This is a genomic window from Lelliottia sp. CFBP8978 (assembly GCF_034046055.2).
In the GTDB taxonomy this organism is placed as follows: Bacteria; Pseudomonadota; Gammaproteobacteria; order Enterobacterales; family Enterobacteriaceae; genus Enterobacter.
The window spans coordinates 2,930,128-2,950,399 of record NZ_CM188253.1 but is presented as its reverse complement, the minus strand read 5'-3'; the positions used below and the strand labels follow the sequence as shown (position 1 = coordinate 2,950,399).

The following is a 20,272-nucleotide window of genomic DNA, read 5'->3' as shown; positions in this document are numbered from 1 at the left end:
CCGCCCCGGCCATGATTAACTCAGCGCTTTGGCCAGCAGGGTTATCGGATGTTCACAGCGAAGGCTCGTGGACATCTCGATCTGCCATTTGCAGGTTTCGCAGTCGCTTACCACTAAGTCCGCGCCACTCTCCTCAATCTGTTGAAACAATGGTGCGCCAATAGCCTGCGACGTGGCGTAGTTTTCGCGCTTAAAGCCATATGTGCCCGCAATTCCGCAGCAGCGTGAATCCAGCACCGTCAGCTCCAGGCCAGGGATGAGCCTGAGCAGTTCCAGCGTATAGATTGACCAGCCCATTTTTTCCATATGACACGGCGTGTGATAGACCACTTTCAGCGGTAACGTCTTCAGCGGTAGTGTCTGTCCGTTATCCAGCTTGCGCCAGATAAAACGTGTCGCCAGTTCAATGTGTTCGCGCAGGCCGCTGTTGTCCACGTCCAGCACGTGCGGATACTCATCACGCAGCGTAAAGGTACAGGTGGACGACGTCGCCAGAACCGGAAGCTCTCTGTCGACAATCGCTTCGCGAAGTGATGAGACGTTATGTTGAGCCTGCTTCCGCGCCTTGTCAGTGAATCCGTTGGCAATCAGCGGTACGCCGCAACACTTCTCTTTATTCAGCAACTGCACGCCCGTGCCCATGGCATTAAGCACCGTTATCAGGTCTTTACCCAGCTGCGGGTGGTTATAGTTGACGAAACAGCCGTGGAAGAACGCCACCTGGTCGGCATACTGCGCCTGTTCCGCGGCGACGGATTTGTACCAGCGGCGGAAGGTGCCGTGTGAGTACTTTGGCAGCTTACGATGGTTATCTATTTTCAGTGTCACATCGAGCAACTGACGAACCGGTTTGAACGACGTGACCGCATTCACCAGCGGCGCAAACGGCGTCGAGACGCTGCCCATCAGATCGGTGTGGCTTAAGATGGCATCACGCAGGGTGGGTTTGTTTTGGCTGTATTGTGCGCGTGCGCGCTGAATGATATCGCCGATTCTGACATCAGAAGGGCAGGCCACTTCGCAGCGCTTGCAGTTGATGCAGTATTTCAGCGCCTCATCGTACAGCGCGCCATCTTTCAGGCGCAGACGTTCCCCATCGGGGCCTGCCTGCTTCGGTCCGGGATAGCGCGGGTTGACGCTACTCACCGGGCAGACCGTGGTACAAACGGTGCATTTTATGCAGCTTTCGAAACGGGTATCGTTCATTGGTCGGCCTCCGCGCGCTGGCAAATGTGTTCGGCGGCGTAAGCCGCCGTTATGGCACACACGCCGCCACCGCAGCCCTGCGCGATGGGATCAAATCCGCCCAGCACTGAGCCAATGGCATAAAGGTTGTCGATCGCCACGCCGGAGATCCGTGGACGCAGAGTCTCATCGGTAATGACGCCAAATTGTTGCCAGGGTTGGGGGGCAAAGAAATCACTCTGATACCAGTCGGCCCTGGAGTCGGTTTGCCGCACGTCGAGACCCATCACCGCTTCCTGTATCCCGTCGCGGGTGCTAAGCAGCCCGTTGCTGAAGAAGCTGCCGCTTGCCAGCACCACAAAACGCGCGCGCAGCGGGATATCCTCATGGTTGCGCGTCCAGATATGGCTCACCACACCGTCCGTCAGCGTCACCTTTTTGACTTCGTCGCCAGCCATCCATACGCCACCCTGGGCGATAAACTGGCGCTGGAGCTGGTGGTGCAGGCGAATGCCGGGAACGGAAGGGGGAAGCGTGGGTAACAGACAGAGCCCACAGGGGAGACGGTCAGACAGCCAGCGCCACAGGCGGTTATCGTTCAGCCCGAAACAGGCGGGCATATACAGCACGTCATATCCCTGGCAGAGCGGCTCCAGCGCCGCAAACAGGACAGGCCAGTTCGTTTCTTTATCCAGCAGTCGGGCAATATTGACCGCCCGAAACTCACTGGGGTTTTCACGCAGCACGTCGAGTTCCGGTAGCTCAATTTCAGCGGTATCCGCGCTCATACCCTGCTGACGCAAAGAGGCCGCAGCAAGATGCGCCTGGAAATCGAGAAAACCGCTGATCCCGACCACGCGCACGCGTGATGTGGCCAAAGGCGATACCGGGACTTCTTCAGGACTCAGCCAGGCGGGACGGAGCGTACCAAGCGGAGTCACGCGCGGGTGGTTTTGCCGGGCATTTCCCTGCAGACGCGCCCCGCACGATGCGAGCAATGATTCGGTTTCAAAAGCCAGGCGGGCAATATTCTCCCCGCCCACCAGTCGATAAGGATGCCCGGGTGGCAAAACGTCGGTTTTTTGCAGCGTGGCGAGCGGTGTCTGGACGGGAGACCCGTCCGGCAACGCGCCCAGCAGGTCCAGCGAGCCAGAAGAGAAATGCAGGGCGCTCTGACCGCGACTGACGATCGCGCAGCGCAGGCCGCGTTGGGTGAGCTTTAGGCCACACAGAATCCCTGCGAGGCCGCCGCCAATGATCACCGTATCAAACTTCATCGCGATGCTCCTTCTCCAGCCCGCATAACCCCTGATACACCCAGCGGGTAAATTCACTTTCGCGCAGCGCGTCGCCCCATGCGACAGGCTGCACACCTTTCCAGCGCTCATTAAGAAACTCACTGAGCTGTGTGAGCGACTGTGCGGATGTTGTGACATTAAAACGCTGTAACAGCCCGGCGGCACGACATGCGCAAAGCTCGCCCTGACAGGTTCCCATGCCTACGCGGGTGCGGCGGCGTAAATCGAGCAGCGTGTTAACGGTCAGATTCTCCACCGCATACTGCACTTCTCCTGCTGTTACGGCTTCGCATTCACAAACCAGACTGCGGCTCAGCCGGCCCTGACCCAGCCATGCAGGCGTTCGGTCACCGTGGCGATAAATAGCCGAGCCGCGCAGCGGAGCAGGCAGCGAGATAATTTTTTGCAGCGTCTTTTCGGTTGGCTCCTGCGATCCCGGCAGCGACCGCTCTGCGGTGAGGCAGGGCTGTGAATTGCCGAGTTTGCGACAGACCGCATCGGTCGCCCACTGCGCCATCAGCCGGTAGGTCATCAGCTTGCCGCCGGTGATGGTAATAAAGCCTTCCAGCCCGTCACGTTCGGCGTGATCCATCAGGACAATTCCCCGGCTGACGTTGCGCCCGCTGGGATCGTTATCACTGGCGACCAACGGGCGCACGCCGGCATAGGCACGCAAAATGCGCGTCTGCGCCATGACTGGCGCCAGTTTTTCGCCTTCGCGCAGTAAAATATCGACCTCTTCTGCGGTCACCCGGTTGCTGTCGATATCGTTATAGTCAATGTGCGTTGAGGTGGTGCCAATCAGGGAAATGGTATCGCCAGGGACCAGAATATCGGCGTCGGAGGGCTTGCGGCAGCGGTTGATCACGTGGTTGTTGATGCGGTGGTCCAGGATCAGCAGTGAGCCTTTCGCCGGGAACATGCGGATGGATAAATCCGCATATTCAGCGATGCGCTGCCCCCAGATACCGGCCGCATTGATCACGACGCTGGCATAAAGCTCGCTGTGTTCGCCATATTGCCGATCATAGACCCGCACACCCCGCACGGTATCGTTGTCGCGGATGAGCCCCGTCACTTCATGCGCGGTCAGAATGGTGGCTCCATGCTCGCGGGCATCAAGCATATTGGCGGCCGTCAGACGAAAAGGATCGACGGTTCCGTCCGGGACTTTAACGGCTCCGGTCAGCGCCGGATTGACTGACGGTTCCATGCGCCGGGCGAGCAGAGGATCGATCGCTTCGGCGCGGATACCCGCTTCGGTACAGGCCGCGATAAAGGTCTGCTGAAACGAAAAGTCGTCTTCGGGAAGTGTAATGAACAGGCCATCGGTGGGTTCAATACAGTGGCGGGCGATACGTTTCAGGATTTGGTTTTCAGCAATACATTCGCGAGCGGATTCGTTATCGGTCACGGCGTAGCGCGCTCCGCTGTGCAGCAGGCCATGATTGCGTCCGGTTGCACCTGTCGCAATATCATGACGTTCCAGCAGCGTCACGCTTAACCCGCGCAGGGCGCAGTCTCGCGCTATTCCGGCACCGGTGGCACCGCCGCCAATGATAATCACGTCGCTATAACGGGGATCGCGGATTGTCATTGTCTTCCCTCATGTTCGTTTTTTTACCATTTAGCCACATTAAAACTGTGGTTTGTTTGATTTCGAACATAAACGAGCGCAATGCGAAAGTGAAACGTGATTTCATGCGCTTTTTTGCTCACGCCGTCATATTTCTGTAACAATTTGTGCGTTGATTCACAGTAACAATCGCTGTGATTTTTTAACATCCCCGCCTCTCTTGAGCCGGGGCGTGGTAAAGCCCCGAAAATTCACGACATGGCCATGGAGGCTATTATGCTCAGTATCTTTAAACCTGCGCCGCATCAGGCGCGTGTGCCCGAGGCAGAGATCGACCCGCTGTATCGCCGCCTGCGTTGGCAAATTTTCCTGGGAATTTTCTTCGGCTATGCCGCTTACTATCTGGTGCGTAAGAACTTCGCGTTGGCCATGCCTTATCTGGTCGAACAGGGGTTTTCACGCGGTGATTTAGGCTTTGCGTTGTCGGGGATCTCGATCGCCTACGGATTTTCCAAGTTCATTATGGGATCCGTTTCGGACCGCTCGAATCCGCGCGTGTTCCTGCCCGCAGGTTTGATCCTGGCTGCCGCGGTGATGCTGTTTATGGGCTTTGTACCGTGGGCCACCTCCAGCATCGCCATTATGTTCGTCCTGCTTTTCTTGTGCGGCTGGTTCCAGGGAATGGGATGGCCGCCGTGCGGACGAACCATGGTCCACTGGTGGTCGCAGAAAGAGCGTGGCGGAATTGTGTCAGTGTGGAACTGCGCGCATAACGTCGGCGGGGGCATTCCGCCTCTGCTGTTTTTGCTGGGGATGGCGTGGTTTAACGACTGGCACGCAGCGCTGTATATGCCTGCGTTTGGCGCGATTCTGGTGGCGATAATTGCCTTTGCGTTGATGCGTGATACTCCGCAATCCTGCGGTTTGCCGCCGATTGAAGAGTACAAAAACGATTATCCGGACGATTACAGCGAGCAGCACGAAGAGGAGCTGACGGCGAAGCAGATCTTTATGAAGTATGTGCTGCCCAACAAGCTGCTGTGGTACATCGCCATTGCCAACGTTTTTGTCTATCTGCTGCGCTACGGCATCCTCGACTGGTCACCGACCTATCTGAAGGAGGTGAAGCACTTTGCGCTGGATAAGTCCTCCTGGGCCTATTTCCTGTATGAATACGCGGGGATCCCGGGCACGCTGATTTGTGGCTGGATGTCGGACAAAGTCTTCCGCGGGAATCGCGGTGCGACGGGGGTATTCTTCATGACGCTGGTCACTATCGCGACCATCGTTTACTGGCTCAACCCGCCGGGAAATCCGGGTGTGGATATGGCATGTATGATCGTCATTGGCTTCCTGATCTACGGTCCGGTCATGCTGATTGGTCTGCATGCGCTTGAGCTGGCACCTAAGAAAGCCGCAGGGACGGCCGCGGGCTTTACCGGGCTGTTCGGTTATCTCGGCGGATCGGTCGCCGCCAGCGCCATTGTTGGCTATACGGTCGATTTCTTCGGCTGGGACGGTGGCTTTATGGTAATGATTGGCGGCAGCATTATGGCGGTGCTACTGCTGATTGTGGTGATGTTCGGTGAAAAACGCCATCACGCAGAGATGATGCAGAAACGCGGATAAAAAAAATGCCCGCGCTGCGGGCATTACATTTCGATTTCGATATCGCCTTTTGCCCGGCAACAGCAGGGCAAAATTTCCCCTTCATTGATAAACGCCAGCGGCTCGGTGAGCCAGTCGACCTGACCTGCCACTAAACGGCAGCGGCAGGAGCCGCAGTAACCGGCGCGACACTGGTATTCGACTTCTACCTGATGCGACTCAAGCGCCACCAGCAGAGAAGGGTGCTCTTCGCGGCACAGAACTTCTGTGCCGGAAAGACTTAGCGTGACGCGGCTCATCAGAGCTGGAAATCGCTCAGGTCATCAGTATTGACTTCGGAATCAATCTGACCGACCAGGTAAGAACTCACTTCCACTTCCTGCGGAGCCACCTGTACGTTATCGGACACCAGCCAGGTGTTGATCCACGGAATCGGATTGGAGCGGGTCTGGAATGGCAGCTCAAGGCCCACCGCCTGCATGCGGATATTAGTAATGTATTCCACGTACTGGCACAGAATATCTTTGTTCAGACCGATCATGGAACCGTCACGGAACAGGTAATCTGCCCACTCTTTTTCCTGCTGCGCGGCCAGCACAAACAGGTCGTAGCACTCTTGTTTGCACTCTTCGGCAATCTCTGCCATTTCTGGATCGTCCACGCCGCTGCGCAGCAGATTCAGCATGTGCTGAGTGCCGGTCAGGTGCAGGGCTTCGTCACGGGCGATCAGGCGGATAATTTTTGCATTACCTTCCATCAGCTTGCGCTCGGCGAAAGCAAACGAGCAGGCAAAGCTGACATAGAAGCGGATGGCCTCCAGCGCATTGACGCTCATCAGGCACAGGTACAGCTGTTTTTTCAGGGCGCGCAGATTCACAGTGACGGTTTTGCCGTTCACGTTATGCGTGCCTTCACCCAGCAGATGCCAGTAGCTGGTCATTTCGATCAGCTCATCATAGTAATGCGCGATACCTTCGGCACGCTTCTGGATCTGTTCGTTAGTGACGATATCGTCAAAGACCACCGCCGGATCGTTCACGATGTTGCGAATGATATGGGTGTACGAACGAGAGTGGATCGTTTCGGAAAACGCCCAGGTTTCGACCCAGGTTTCCAGCTCCGGGATGGAGATCAGCGGCAGCAGCGCCACGTTAGGGCTGCGGCCCTGGATCGAATCCAGCAGCGTCTGGTACTTCAGATTGCTCAGGAAAATGTGTTTTTCATGGTCCGGCAGCGCCTGAAAGTCGATACGATCGCGTGAGACGTCCACTTCTTCCGGACGCCAGAAGAAGGAGAGTTGCTTTTCAATCAGCTTTTCGAAGATGTCATATTTTTGCTGATCGTAGCGTGCCACGTTGACCGGCTGGCCGAAGAACATGGGCTCTTTGAGCTGGTCGTTTTTCGTCTGTGAAAAGGTGGTATATGCCATGAATAGGAGTCCTGTCTTACGGAATAAAGGCGGGGAAATCCCCGCCCTTCATTTAGATCTTACATGCGCCGCTTTCGCAGCCATCATCCTGAATAGACGGTGCCATGTCGTCCTGCGCATCTTCAGCACCGTCACGGGTGTTGTGATAGTACAGAGTTTTCACGCCAAATTTGTAGGCGGTGAGCAGATCTTTCAGTAACTGTTGCATTGGCACTTTCCCTGACGGGAAGCGCGTTGGATCGTAGTTGGTGTTAGCAGAGATCGACTGGTCGATAAATTTCTGCATGATGCCCACCAGCTGGAGATAACCGTCGTTGTTCGGCATTTCCCACAGCAGTTCGTAGTTGTCTTTCAGCAGTTCGTAATCCGGTACGACCTGGCGCAGAACGCCATCTTTCGATGCTTTGATGCTCACGTGGCCGCGCGGTGGCTCAATGCCGTTCGTGGCGTTGGAGATCTGAGAAGAGGTCTCAGATGGCATCAATGCGGACAGCGTAGAGTTACGCAGGCCGTGGGTCTTGATAGATTCACGCAGCGTTTCCCAGTCGAGATGCAGCGGCTCGCTGACAATCGCATCCAGATCTTTTTTGTAGGTATCGATCGGCAGAATACCTTTCGCGTAAGTGGTTTCGTTGAACCACGGGCACGCACCTTGCTCTTTAGCCAGCTCGTTAGAGGCTTTCATCAGGTAATACTGAATCGCTTCGAACGTCTGATGAGTCAGGTTGTTCGCGCTGCCGTCGGAGTAGCGCTTGCCATTTTTCGCCAGCCAGTAGGCGAAGTTGATCACGCCAATACCCAGCGTACGACGCCCCATTGCGCCACGTTTTGCGGCAGGGATCGGGTAATCCTGGTAATCCAGCAGCGCATCGAGAGCACGAACCGCCAGTACCGCCAGCTCTTCCAGTTCGGAGAGGCTGTTGATCGCGCCCAGGTTGAAGGCGGACAGCGTACACAGCGCGATTTCGCCGTTTTCGTCGTTAACGTCGTACAGCGGTTTGGTCGGCAGGGCGATTTCCAGGCACAGGTTAGACTGACGCACTGGCGCAATGGCCGGATCAAACGGGCTGTGAGTATTACAGTGATCCACGTTCTGAATGTAGATACGGCCAGTCGAAGCACGTTCCTGCATCATCAGGGAGAACAGGTCAACGGCTTTCACGCGCTGCTTGCGAATGCTGTCGTCGTTTTCGTACTGGGTGTACAGACGCTCAAACTCATCCTGGTCGGCGAAGAAGGCATCGTACAGACCCGGGACGTCGGACGGGCTAAACAGCGTGATGTCCTGGCCTTTCAGCAGACGGGTGTACATCAGTTTGTTGATCTGTACGCCGTAGTCCATATGACGAACGCGGTTGCCTTCAACGCCACGGTTGTTTTTCAGGACCAGCAGGCTTTCCACTTCCAGATGCCACATTGGATAGAACAGGGTGGCCGCACCGCCGCGCACGCCGCCCTGAGAACAGGATTTCACGGCGGTCTGGAAGTGCTTATAGAACGGGATACAGCCGGTGTGGAACGCTTCACCGCCGCGAATTGGGCTACCCAGCGCGCGAATACGACCGGCGTTAATACCGATACCGGCACGCTGGGAAACGTATTTCACAATCGCGCTGGACGTGGCGTTGATGGAGTCCAGGCTGTCGCCGCACTCGATCAGAACGCAGGAGCTGAACTGACGAGTCGGGGTGCGCACGCCAGACATAATTGGCGTAGGCAGAGAAATTTTAAACGTGGAGACCGCATCATAGAAACGCTTCACGTATTCCAGACGCGTTTCACGCGGGTAGTTCGAGAACAGACATGCCGCGACCAGAATATACAGGAACTGCGCGCTCTCGTAGATTTCGCCCGTCACGCGGTTCTGAACCAGGTATTTTCCTTCGAGCTGCTTAACCGCAGCGTAGGAGAAGTTCATGTCGCGCCAGTGGTCGATAAACCCGTCCATCTGCTTGAACTCTTCTTCCGTGTAGTCTTCCAGCAGATGCGTGTCGTATTTACCCAGCTCAGCCATTTTGACCACGTGGTCATAGAGTGCTGGCGGCTCAAACTGGCCGTAAGCTTTTTTGCGCAGATGGAAAATCGCCAGACGTGCGGCGAGATACTGATAATCCGGCGCTTCGCGGGAGATCAGATCGGCAGCGGCCTTGATGATGGTTTCGTGAATGTCAGAGGTTTTGATGCCGTCGTAGAACTGGATATGTGAACGTAACTCAACCTGGGAAATAGATACGTTATTCAGTCCTTCTGCTGCCCAGTCGAGAACTCGATGGATTTTGTCGAGATTGATACGCTCGGTAGTGCCGTCGCGTTTTGTCACCAGCAGACTCTGATTCATGTGGTTTTTTACCTGTCCGTGAAATAAAAAATATCCCCCGTTTATCCACAAACCGGCCTTGTGGCTAAGTCTGTGGATAAATACTACATATAGGGGGTTTGCGATTAAAAGAACGCTATATGGTGAGTATTCTAGTAAGGATTCTTTTCAGTACAAGAGTTGATTTTGAGGTTAAAGTGAGGTTGCCAAAGCGTAATAAACCCTAAGTCCACGTACCGTAAGGCCTGGATGGATTGTCAATAATTAAGAAAAAAAATTCAAAATTTGATCGAGTGCTGATTTCTTCAACGAGAGGTCAAAATTGCGCAACATGATGTCGCGCAATCTTTATAAGAATAATTGATGACGTTAGTCGTTTTTTGCGGTTGTGTGCAACATATAATTAACATCCACGCCCGGCGCGAGCTTGAATTTGTCCGTTAACGGATTGTAATGGAGCCCGGTGATGTGTTGCTCTTTGAGCCACGTCTGATCGACCCAGCTCAATAATTCAGCGGGTTTGATAAATTTCTTCACATCATGCGTCCCTTTCGGCACCATCCGCAGCACATATTCCGCGCCAACGACCGCCATCAGCCACGCTTTACCGTTGCGGTTGATGGTCGAGAAGAAAACCTGTCCGCCGGGTTTCACCAGAGCTGCGCAGGCTTTGACCACGGATTGTGGGTCGGGGACGTGCTCAAGCATTTCCATACAGGTGACGACATCATATTGCTGCGCATGCTTCGCGGCGTGCTCTTCAACGGTCTCCTGCACGTAATCCACCTGGATACCGGTCTCTAAGGCGTGCAACCGCGCAACCTGTAGCGGCTCAAAGCCCATGTCCAGCCCGGTGACTGTTGCACCTTCGCGCGCCATGCTTTCTGCCAGGATGCCGCCGCCGCAGCCTACATCGAGCACTTTTTTACCGAACAGACCACCAGAACGCTCCGCGATATAGCCCAGACGCAGTGGGTTAATGCGGTGCAGGGGTTTGAACTCACCTTCGAGATCCCACCAGCGGGATGCCACCGCTTCGAACTTGGCGATCTCTTCATGATCGACGTTGTGAGCTACCGTGGTTTTTTCGGCATTCATGGGCGCTTTTACTCCTTATTTAGCAAGAGGATCGAGTATATCAGGCTATCCCCGTGAATAAAGCATACAGGTTTACCTGTCTGTGAGCGGTTGTGTTATAATTTGCGACCTTTGAATCCGGGATACAGTAGAGGGATAGCGGTTAGATGAGCGACCTTGCGAGAGAAATTACACCGGTTAACATCGAGGAAGAGCTTAAGAGCTCCTATCTGGACTATGCGATGTCGGTCATTGTTGGCCGTGCGCTGCCAGACGTCCGAGATGGCCTGAAGCCGGTACACCGTCGCGTACTATACGCCATGAACGTATTGGGCAATGACTGGAATAAAGCCTACAAAAAATCTGCCCGTGTCGTTGGTGACGTAATCGGTAAATACCACCCTCATGGTGATACCGCCGTTTATGACACTATCGTGCGTATGGCGCAGCCATTCTCCTTGCGTTACATGCTGGTGGATGGCCAGGGTAACTTTGGTTCTGTCGATGGTGACTCTGCTGCGGCGATGCGTTATACGGAAATCCGTATGTCGAAAATCGCCCATGAGCTGATGGCCGATCTGGAAAAAGAGACGGTTGATTTCGTCGATAACTACGACGGCACCGAGCGCATTCCTGATGTCATGCCAACCAAGATCCCGAACCTGTTAGTCAACGGTTCATCAGGTATCGCGGTCGGGATGGCGACCAATATTCCGCCGCATAACATCACGGAAGTGATCAACGGCTGCCTGGCCTTTATCGACGATGAAGATATCAGCATTGAAGGGCTGATGGAGCACATCCCGGGGCCGGACTTCCCAACTGCCGCCATTATTAATGGTCGCCGCGGTATCGAAGAAGCGTACCGTACCGGCCGTGGCAAAATTTATATTCGTGCCCGCGCAGAAGTGGAAGCTGACGCAAAAACCGGTCGCGAAACCATCATCGTCCACGAAATTCCGTATCAGGTGAACAAAGCGCGCCTGATCGAAAAAATCGCGGAGCTGGTAAAAGACAAACGCGTTGAGGGTATCAGCGCGCTGCGTGACGAGTCTGATAAAGACGGTATGCGCATCGTGATTGAAATCAAACGTGATGCGGTGGGTGAGGTTGTCCTGAACAACCTGTATTCCCAGACTCAGCTTCAGGTTTCCTTCGGTATCAACATGGTGGCATTGCACCATGGTCAGCCGAAAATCATGAACCTGAAAGAGATCCTCAGCGCATTCGTGCGTCACCGCCGTGAAGTGGTGACTCGCCGTACCATTTTCGAACTGCGTAAAGCGCGCGATCGTGCGCATATCCTTGAAGCTCTGGCCGTTGCGCTGGCAAACATCGATCCGATTATCGAGTTGATTCGCCGCGCGCCAACGCCTGCTGAAGCTAAAGCAGGATTAGTGGCTCGTCCGTGGGCGTTGGGTAACGTCTCTGCGATGCTGGAACGCGCTGGCGATGACGCTGCGCGCCCTGAGTGGCTGGAGCCGGAATTTGGCGTGCGTGATGGTCAATACTATCTGACCGAACAGCAGGCCCAGGCGATTCTGGATCTGCGTCTGCAGAAGCTGACTGGCCTTGAGCATGAAAAACTGCTCGACGAGTACAAAGAGCTGCTGGATCAGATTGCTGAATTGCTGCATATCCTTGGCAGCGCAGATCGTCTGATGGAAGTGATCCGCGAAGAGCTGGAACTGGTCCGCGATCAGTTTGGCGATGAGCGTCGCACTGAAATCACCGCCAACAGCGCGGATATCAACATCGAAGATCTGATCAACCAGGAAGATGTGGTTGTGACCCTGTCTCATCAGGGCTACGTGAAGTATCAGCCGCTGACCGATTACGAAGCACAACGTCGTGGCGGTAAAGGCAAATCTGCGGCGCGCATTAAAGAAGAAGACTTCATTGACCGCCTGCTGGTGGCCAACACCCATGACACGATCCTCTGCTTCTCCAGCCGTGGCCGTCTGTACTGGATGAAGGTGTATCAGCTGCCGGAAGCGAGCCGTGGGGCGCGTGGTCGTCCAATCGTTAACCTGCTGCCGCTGGAGCCGAACGAGCGTATCACCGCGATTCTGCCGGTCCGTGAGTACGCAGAAGGCGTGAACGTCTTTATGGCGACCGCCAGCGGCACCGTGAAGAAAACCGCTCTGAAAGAGTTCAGCCGTCCGCGTTCAGCCGGCATTATTGCCGTCAACCTGAACGAAGGCGATGAACTGATCGGCGTGGATCTGACTTCCGGTACTGACGACGTCATGCTGTTCTCTGCCGCCGGTAAAGTGGTGCGCTTTAAAGAGAATGCGGTTCGTGCGATGGGCCGTACCGCGACAGGCGTTCGTGGTATCAAACTGGCAGGTAAAGACAGCGTTGTTTCCCTGATTATTCCGCGTGGCGAAGGGGCAATCCTGACCGTGACGCAGAATGGTTACGGTAAACGTACGGCGGAAGGCGAATACCCTACCAAGTCTCGTGGAACGCAGGGTGTTATCTCCATCAAGGTCACCGAGCGTAACGGTTCTGTTGTGGGCGCGGTGCAGGTTGATGACTGTGACCAGATCATGATGATCACCGATGCCGGTACGCTGGTGCGTACGCGTGTGTCCGAGATCAGCGTCGTAGGCCGTAATACTCAGGGCGTGATCCTCATCCGTACAGCGGAAGATGAAAACGTCGTGGGGCTGCAGCGTGTTGCAGAACCGGTGGATGACGAAGAGCTGGATTCCATCGACGGTAGCGTAGCGGAAGGCGACGATGAAATCGTACCGGAAGCGGATACCGATGACGATGCAGCAGAAGATGCGGCGGATGACGAAGCCGAGTAATCTCTTCTGACATAAAAAGGGCCGGATTCCGGCCCTTTCTTTTTTGCTTTGCAGACAAGCGAACATTGCGGCAAGCCGCGTTTACCGCTACTTTAACCACATTCTTTTTGACCCTGATGGCGGAGCTTCGCCCCCTTGAAATACCTCGTCTCCTTTCGTACCACGCTTAAAGTCTCTCGCTATCTGTTTCGGGCGCTGGCGTTATTGCTCTGGTTACTGGTTGCTTTGTTCTCGGTGTTTTACATCGTCAATGCCTTGCATCAGAAGGAGTCCGAGATCCGCCAGGAGTTTAATTTAAGCTCCGACCAGGCCCAGCGTTATATCCAACGCACCGCCGACGTGATGAAAGAGCTGAAATATATCGCTGAGAATCGTCTCACGGCGGAAAACGGCATACTTGCCTCTCGCGGGCGCGAAGATAAATCAGAAGTGCCGGACTTTGAGCCTCTGTTCCCGGATTCCGATTGCTCGGCGATGGGCACCGCCTGGCGCGGGTCGCTTGAGTCGCTGGCCTGGTTCATGCGCTACTGGCGCGATAATTTCTCCGCTGCCTACGATCTGAATCGCGTTTTCCTTATTGGCAGCGAAAACCTCTGCATGGCTGATTTTGGCTTACGGGATATGCCCGTTGAGCGTGAAGATGCGCTGAAAAGCCTGCATGAGCGAATTATGAAATACCGCAACGCCCCGCAGGACGAACGCGGCAATAACATCTTCTGGATTAGCCAGGGGCCGCGGCCGGGCGTGGGGTATTTCTACGCTCTGACGCCGGTTTATCTGGCTAATCGTCTACAGGCCCTGCTCGGTATTGAGCAGACGATCCGCATGGAGAACTTCTTCACGCCGGGTAGTTTGCCGATGGGCGTGACCATTCTGGATGAAAACGGCCACACGCTGATTTCCCTGACCGGCCCTGAGAATCGCTTAAAAGTGGATCCCCACTGGATGCAGGAGCGCTCCTGGTTCGGTTACACCTCCGGGTTCCGCGATTTAGTGCTGAAGAAAAGCTTGCCGCCATCCTCACTGAGTATCGTCTATTCCGTGCCGGTGGATATGGTGCTGGAACGTATTCGTATGCTTATCCTCAACTCTATCCTGTTGAACGTGCTGGTCGGGATTGCGCTGTTTACTCTGGCGAGGATGTACGAGCGCAAAATCTTTATTCCGGCGGAAAATGACGCACAGCGGCTGGAAGAGCATGAGCAGTTCAACCGTAAAATTGTCGCGTCCGCTCCCGTCGGGATCTGTATTCTGCGCACTCAGGATGGGACGAATATCCTCAGTAACGAGCTGGCGCATAACTATCTCAACATGCTGACGCATGAGGACCGGCAGCGGCTGACGCAAATCATCTGTGGCCAGCAGGTCAATTTTGTTGATGTGCTGACCAGCAATCACACAAATCTGCAAATCAGCTTTGTGCATTCGCGCTACCGGAATGAAAACGTGGCGATCTGCGTACTGGTGGATGTGTCATCGCGCGTCAAAATGGAAGAGTCTTTGCAGGATATGGCGCAGGCGGCGGAGCAGGCCAGCCAGTCGAAATCCATGTTCCTCGCCACGGTGAGCCACGAGCTGCGCACGCCGCTGTACGGGATTATCGGTAACCTCGATCTGCTGCAAACCAAAGAGTTACCGAAAGGCGTTGAGCGCCTGGTGACTGCGATGAATAACTCTTCTAGCCTGCTGCTGAAAATCATCAGCGACATTCTCGACTTCTCTAAAATTGAGTCTGAGCAGCTGAAAATTGAACCAGGTGAATTTTCACCTCGCGAGGTGATGAACCACATCAGCGCCAACTATATGCCGCTGGTGGTGCGTAAACAGCTTGGGCTGTACTGCTTTATCGAACCGGATGTGCCGCTGACCCTGTTGGGCGATCCAATGCGTCTGCAGCAGGTCATTTCCAACCTGCTCAGTAATGCGATTAAATTCACCGATATTGGCTGCATTGTTCTGCATGTTTCGCGCGCCGGCGATTATCTCAGCATTCGTATCCGTGATACGGGAGTGGGGATCCCGGCAAAAGAAGTGGTCAAACTGTTTGATCCGTTCTTCCAGGTGGGGACCGGAGTACAGCGTAACTTCCAGGGCACGGGACTGGGGCTGGCGATCTGCGAACAGCTGATCAGCATGATGGACGGCGACATCTCTGTGGATACCGAGCCGGGTATGGGCAGTCAGTTTACGATTCGCATTCCGCTCTACTCGGCCCAGTACCCAACGAAGACGCCTGCGGAAGGACTGAGCAGCAAAACGTGCTGGCTGGCGGTGCATAATGCGTCACTCTATACCTTCCTTGAATCCCTGCTGTCGAACAGAGGGATCCGGGTGGTTCGCTATGAAGGCCAAAACACCGATGCGGACGATACGCTCATTACGGACGTCGAGTTAGACCCGTCGTGGAAAGGCCGCGCGGCCATTATCTTCTGTCGTCGTCATATCGGTATTCCGCAGGAACGCGCGCCGGGAGAGTGGGTTCACAGCGTCGCCACGCCGCATGAACTGTTGCATCTGTTGGCGCATATTTACAGCGTTGAGGTGGATGTCCACGACGGCGTGACCGCGCTGCCGTCGCCGGAGTCTTCCGTCTCCATGAATGACGATATGATGATTTTGGTAGTGGATGACCATCCGATAAACCGTCGTCTGCTGGCCGATCAGCTTGGATCATTGGGATACCAGTGCTTAACGGCGAATGACGGAGTGGATGCGCTGAATGTATTAAGCAAAAACCACATTGATATCGTACTCAGTGACGTCAACATGCCGAACATGGATGGTTATCGTCTGACCCAGCGTATCCGCCAGCTTGGCCTGACGCTACCGGTTGTCGGGGTCACCGCGAATGCACTGGCGGAAGAGAAGCAGCGTTGTCTGGAGTCGGGTATGGACAGCTGTCTGTCGAAGCCGGTAACGCTGGACGTGCTCAGGCAGACGCTGTCGCTGTATGCCGATCGCGTCAGGAAATCGAGAGCATAAAAAAACCCGGTAAGCGCGAGCGCTACCGGGTTTTTATAATCACAACCGAATCAGTCTTTATCGACTGCGCTCAGCGTCACGGAAGAGAGATAGTTCAGCAGGGCGATATCATTTTCAACGCCCAGTTTCATCATCGCAGATTTCTTCTGGCTACTGATGGTTTTGATGCTGCGGTTCAGCTTCTTGGCGATTTCCGTCACCAGGAAACCTTCTGCAAACAGACGCAGAACTTCACTCTCTTTCGGAGACAAACGTTTGTCTCCGTAACCGCCAGCGCTGATTTTCTCCAGCAGGCGGGAAACGCTTTCCGGGGTAAATTTCTTACCTTTCTGCAGGGCTGCCAGCGCCTTAGGCAGGTCAGTTGGCGCGCCCTGTTTCAGGACGATCCCTTCAATATCGAGATCCAGCACGGCACTTAAAATCGCCGGGTTGTTGTTCATGGTCAGAACAATGATCGAGATAGCCGGGAAGTGGCGCTTAATGTATTTGATCAGCGTGATCCCATCGCCGTATTTATCTCCAGGCATGGAGAGATCGGTAATGAGCACGTGTGCATCAAGTTTCGGGAGATTATTAATAAGTGCTGTAGAGTCTTCAAATTCACCGACAACATTCACCCACTCGATCTGTTCAAGTGATTTGCGAATACCGAACAGTACAATCGGGTGGTCATCGGCAATAATTACGTTCATATTGTTCATGTATAAGGCTACCTTGCTACAGCAAGCTTTTGACGTAGGCGTCAATGTCGCTGATGTATTTTTCTGTGCCAGGAGCATCTTTCTCGCGAATAAGATGTTCCAGCGTTTCACATAACTGCTTGCCCGGAACCAGATTAAGCATGGCAAACACCCCTTTTAGCCGGTGTGCTGTCTGCGCCAGCGCAGCGAAGTCCTTCGCTTCCGACTCAGTATACAACCGCTTAACATCATCTGGTACTGTATCTACAAAGAGGGAATAGTATCCACTGGCATGGAGTTCGGCATTTTCATCGCCACCCAACGGGGACTCCAGGATCTCCTCTTGTGCCAGCTGTTCCTCTATAAGATGTAGTACAGCTTCCTGCATCGCATTGCTCATATTAAAGTTGACGCGCAGTTGACCGGGGCCGATTTTCCGCACGCCTGACTCATCATCGCTTAAAAGCAAGCCCGAGGCAGTAAGATTAGACGGATTATCTGTTAAAAAGAGATCATATTCTTGACTCGTGAGCCTTTCATCCGGCGTTATGCAGGCCGCGCCCCAGTTTTCGAGCTGACGAACGACAACGTTGCGGATATCACTCGAGGTGACATCCACCATCACCACGACATCATCGAGCAGACGTTCTTCATCTTCTTCCTGCGGATTGGCGGCCATTTTGACATGCAGTGAATAGCGCGTGCCCAGTGATTCGCGGGCCTTAATATTCAGATGTCCGCCAAGCTTACGGGCCAGCTGATCGCACAGCCAGAAGGTGAGGGCATTGGCTTTCCCGTAACGGTCACTTTGCGTGTCGTTCAGGAAGGGGAAGTGTAAATTGTCGATTTCACTCGCCGTGACGCCTTCGCCGGTATCCAGAATACGGAATGTCAGGCGATCTTCCGCGGATTCATCGGTGCTCACTTCCAGCGTGATTTTACCGATTTGCGTTGTCGTCACCGCATATTGCATCAGCATCAGCAAAATGCGGCGCAGCGCATCACGATCGCCGTGGCGTTCATCGTTGGCCGGCAGATGATTATTAATCAGCAGCTGCAATCCTTTACGTTTGATGACCGGCAAGACTTCTGGCACCACTTCGTTGATCAGATCCTGAATCGAAAACAGGGTTGGATTTCCTTTCCAGCTGTCATTTTCCAGCATATTGGCCAGCTGAATTTCATCCACCAGACGCACCAGGGTGTCAGCCTGGCTGGCCAGCTGATGATTCTCTGGCGTGCTGATGCTTGCCGCCTGGCTGGCGAGGGCTTTCAGCGGCTGTTTAAACGCATCGCTGATGTTTTGCATAAATGCCGCGCGGCCCTGCTGATTTTTCTCATACAGCCGCTGGGCTTGCTTAAGCTTTTTGTTCACCAGGACTTCCCGATCCTGGTCGCGGATAATAAAGATCTGGGTGCGGGAGGCGACCTGACTTCTGAACTGACGGATCTCGTACAGTTCATTGTTAATCGTCGCCTGAATCACGCCCTGATGCTGGTCGGCCATCGTAGTAATATTTTGCAGGTTAAGATGCGGCAGTAGATGATCGGCAATCTTATTGCTCATAATCGTGCGATTGGCTTCCTGATCGTGTACTAAAAGTCCGAGTGGCAGAACCGATACGATCTCTTCATTCAGCGCCCGCAATACGCGCAATTCTTTACCAGAACCGGATGACGAAACGTGTTCACTTTGACGGCCCGGCTGGAAGCGGAAGGTGCTGTAGCCAAAAAGCGCCAGCGCCAGTAGCCCGATGTTCAGCAGCAGCGGTAGCAGGATATTTTGCAGGGTATCGAGCAGCAGGGTGCCAAACGGGACTTGCCAGATCAGACGCATGCCGGTTGAGTTAAGCGGCGAGGCGATTTCGATCTTCGAGCCATTAAAGGAGATAGACGCACTCTCTGTGTCTTCTTTTTTATCCGCTGGCGCGCGCATGGTTTGTGCAGAGGTATCAGGTTCCAGGCGGAAGCTGTCCAGCGGCATATCCGGCGGAATTAAATCGTTAATGGGCAGATCGAAGGCGACAACGGTAGCCAGGTGTCCCGGCTGATTAAAGGTTGTACGCAGCGTAAAGTAATGGCCGTTTTGCCATGCCAGGCGACGCAGAGAAGAGAAGCTTTCGCGCTCATCCAGCGCATTAGCCTGCTGGAGCATCTCCGCACGGCGGGAATCAACAATTGAGCCAATGGTCGATTCTTTAAACCCTGAAGATAAATCTTTTAACGGCAGCGTGGAGATCAGGATCATGCTGTTGTCCTGACCATTCAGATAATACATCGACCACGGGACCGTCTCTGCGCCCCACAGCGTGTCGAGATAGGTAGAAATACGCTGCGTCATTTCAAGCGTAGCGCTATCGTGCGAGCCAAATATCAGCGCTTCAGTTTTACGGCGTGGTTTTTCAAGGTAATAGACATCTTGTTTAAGGCGCGTTTCCTGCAGGCCTTCGCCGGATGACGTTCCTGGTGCAGCGGCAATATTGTCGTAAATCTGCCACGTAGCATAACGCCAGGTATCAATCCGTTTATGAACGGCGTGAGTGATATCAACAATCTGATAGCTTCTGTCCTTGAGCCAGGTATTGACGGCGCTTTGTACCATCACCCCCATCGTCACTAACAGCACAATGATTAACAGAAGAAAGAAGCGGGTGATGCTCCCGGGGATCAGGGAGAACTTACCTGGTGCTGTGGTTTCAGACTGACTCATTGATATGTTTAACCCGATATGGCCGCTAGTAAGGGGGGATAGGCCAGTATAAAGGGTAATATCCGAATTTCCAGCATCCCGGTCCGGCTAACAGGGACTTTTTCGCCGCTGACGATTGCTCCGCTTATCCGTTGTAAAAGTGTACAAACAGAACCGTTCTGTACAAATAATTGTCGATTAAATGAAAAAATAGCACTAATTAACAAGAAATTAAGATTTGTTAAATAAGAGGAGAGGGAATTAAACGGCGAACGGAGATTAATTAATAGTCGTTACAATTTCAGTACGGTAGCACAAAAGAATTCTTTTACGTAAAGAAGCGTAAAAAAAACCGAATGCATTGCACTCGGTTGAATTTGGGATAAACAGACATTCAAAACTGAATGACGGTAATAAATAAAGTTAATGATGATAGCGGGAGTTATTTTAGTGATCTCAGTGTTTTTTGTTTTGACAATCAGTGCGGTAATGTATTTTTTCATATCCTTATGATTAGTATACTTTATTTTTTTTCTTTGATTTTAAGTGCTATATTTTTTAGCTCTTTGTGCTATCGAGAAGTTCCTTGTTATTTACAAATGGAAACATCTTTAC

General features: G+C 53.7%; 12 protein-coding genes. 3 read left to right on the top strand and 9 right to left on the bottom strand.

The genetic code is table 11. The annotated features are described in order from the left end of the window. Positions 1-15: 15 nt before the first annotated feature. The 3 genes from glpC to glpA are packed head-to-tail and all read right to left on the bottom strand — an operon-like array spanning position 16 to position 4,080. Entirely contained in the window at positions 16-1,206 is a 1,191-nt protein-coding gene (gene glpC, locus SOM82_RS13860; protein WP_320459747.1) for an anaerobic glycerol-3-phosphate dehydrogenase subunit GlpC, read from the bottom strand. Continuing rightward, positions 1,203-2,462 carry a glycerol-3-phosphate dehydrogenase subunit GlpB gene (glpB, locus tag SOM82_RS13855; RefSeq protein WP_320459748.1) on the bottom strand — a complete coding sequence of 420 codons (1,260 nt, stop codon included), beginning with the start codon at positions 2,460-2,462 and terminating at the stop codon, positions 1,203-1,205. The genes glpC and glpB overlap by 4 nt, the downstream gene beginning before the upstream one ends. Beyond that, positions 2,452-4,080 carry an anaerobic glycerol-3-phosphate dehydrogenase subunit A gene (glpA, locus tag SOM82_RS13850; RefSeq protein WP_320459749.1) on the bottom strand — a complete coding sequence of 543 codons (1,629 nt, stop codon included), beginning with the start codon at positions 4,078-4,080 and terminating at the stop codon, positions 2,452-2,454. The genes glpB and glpA overlap by 11 nt, the downstream gene beginning before the upstream one ends. Positions 4,081-4,335: 255 nt before the next feature. On the opposite strand from glpA, the gene glpT reads away from it, so the two are divergent. Beyond that, the gene (glpT, locus tag SOM82_RS13845; RefSeq protein WP_154127421.1) at positions 4,336-5,688 is read left to right on the top strand and encodes a glycerol-3-phosphate transporter; all 1,353 of its coding nucleotides are present in this window, start codon (positions 4,336-4,338) and stop codon (positions 5,686-5,688) included. 23 nt (positions 5,689-5,711) lie between these two features. Here glpT and yfaE read toward each other — a convergent pair whose 3' ends face one another. The 4 genes from yfaE to ubiG all read right to left on the bottom strand — a co-directional run bounded on the left by yfaE (position 5,712) and on the right by ubiG (position 10,511). After that, positions 5,712-5,966 carry a class I ribonucleotide reductase maintenance protein YfaE gene (gene yfaE / locus SOM82_RS13840; RefSeq protein WP_015959801.1) on the bottom strand — a complete coding sequence of 85 codons (255 nt, stop codon included), beginning with the start codon at positions 5,964-5,966 and terminating at the stop codon, positions 5,712-5,714. Next, on the bottom strand, positions 5,966-7,096 hold the full coding sequence (gene nrdB, locus SOM82_RS13835; RefSeq protein WP_320459750.1) for a class Ia ribonucleoside-diphosphate reductase subunit beta: 1,131 nt from the start codon (positions 7,094-7,096) through the stop codon (positions 5,966-5,968). Before nrdB ends, yfaE begins: the two co-directional genes overlap by 1 nt. 52 nt (positions 7,097-7,148) lie before the next feature. Next, on the bottom strand, positions 7,149-9,434 hold the full coding sequence (nrdA, locus tag SOM82_RS13830) for a class 1a ribonucleoside-diphosphate reductase subunit alpha (protein WP_154127419.1): 2,286 nt from the start codon (positions 9,432-9,434) through the stop codon (positions 7,149-7,151). A 348-nt stretch (positions 9,435-9,782) separates the two neighbouring features. After that, positions 9,783-10,511 carry a bifunctional 2-polyprenyl-6-hydroxyphenol methylase/3-demethylubiquinol 3-O-methyltransferase UbiG gene (ubiG, locus tag SOM82_RS13825; RefSeq protein ID WP_320459751.1) on the bottom strand — a complete coding sequence of 243 codons (729 nt, stop codon included), beginning with the start codon at positions 10,509-10,511 and terminating at the stop codon, positions 9,783-9,785. Between the two features lie 146 nt (positions 10,512-10,657). Here ubiG and gyrA point away from each other — a divergent pair, with 146 nt between their 5' ends. Continuing rightward, on the top strand, positions 10,658-13,306 hold the full coding sequence (gene gyrA / locus SOM82_RS13820; protein WP_320459752.1) for a DNA topoisomerase (ATP-hydrolyzing) subunit A: 2,649 nt from the start codon (positions 10,658-10,660) through the stop codon (positions 13,304-13,306). Between the two features lie 135 nt (positions 13,307-13,441). After that, the gene (rcsC, locus tag SOM82_RS13815; protein ID WP_320459753.1) at positions 13,442-16,288 is read left to right on the top strand and encodes a two-component system sensor histidine kinase RcsC; all 2,847 of its coding nucleotides are present in this window, start codon (positions 13,442-13,444) and stop codon (positions 16,286-16,288) included. Between the two features lie 50 nt (positions 16,289-16,338). Here the strand turns inward: rcsC and rcsB are convergent, their stop codons facing one another. Continuing rightward, entirely contained in the window at positions 16,339-16,989 is a 651-nt protein-coding gene (gene rcsB / locus SOM82_RS13810) for a response regulator transcription factor RcsB (protein ID WP_110509325.1), read from the bottom strand. A gap of 16 nt (positions 16,990-17,005) precedes the next feature. Further along, positions 17,006-19,678: a phosphotransferase RcsD gene (rcsD, locus tag SOM82_RS13805; protein WP_320459754.1), complete on the bottom strand. Its 2,673-nt coding sequence runs from the start codon at positions 19,676-19,678 to the stop codon at positions 17,006-17,008. Positions 19,679-20,272: the final 594 nt, after the last annotated feature.

What these genes read in the sequence shown, in the direction of transcription:
- rcsD (WP_320459754.1), bottom strand. Translation starts at nt 19,678, where the DNA reads ATGAGTCAGTCTGAAACCACAGCACCAGGTAAGTTCTCCCTGATCCCC.
- glpB (WP_320459748.1), bottom strand. Translation starts at nt 2,462, where the DNA reads ATGAAGTTTGATACGGTGATCATTGGCGGCGGCCTCGCAGGGATTCTG.
- nrdB (WP_320459750.1), bottom strand. Translation starts at nt 7,096, where the DNA reads ATGGCATATACCACCTTTTCACAGACGAAAAACGACCAGCTCAAAGAG.
- glpA (WP_320459749.1), bottom strand. Translation starts at nt 4,080, where the DNA reads ATGACAATCCGCGATCCCCGTTATAGCGACGTGATTATCATTGGCGGC.
- glpT (WP_154127421.1), top strand. Translation starts at nt 4,336, where the DNA reads ATGCTCAGTATCTTTAAACCTGCGCCGCATCAGGCGCGTGTGCCCGAG.
- nrdA (WP_154127419.1), bottom strand. Translation starts at nt 9,434, where the DNA reads ATGAATCAGAGTCTGCTGGTGACAAAACGCGACGGCACTACCGAGCGT.
- gyrA (WP_320459752.1), top strand. Translation starts at nt 10,658, where the DNA reads ATGAGCGACCTTGCGAGAGAAATTACACCGGTTAACATCGAGGAAGAG.
- glpC (WP_320459747.1), bottom strand. Translation starts at nt 1,206, where the DNA reads ATGAACGATACCCGTTTCGAAAGCTGCATAAAATGCACCGTTTGTACC.
- yfaE (WP_015959801.1), bottom strand. Translation starts at nt 5,966, where the DNA reads ATGAGCCGCGTCACGCTAAGTCTTTCCGGCACAGAAGTTCTGTGCCGC.
- rcsB (WP_110509325.1), bottom strand. Translation starts at nt 16,989, where the DNA reads ATGAACAATATGAACGTAATTATTGCCGATGACCACCCGATTGTACTG.
- ubiG (WP_320459751.1), bottom strand. Translation starts at nt 10,511, where the DNA reads ATGAATGCCGAAAAAACCACGGTAGCTCACAACGTCGATCATGAAGAG.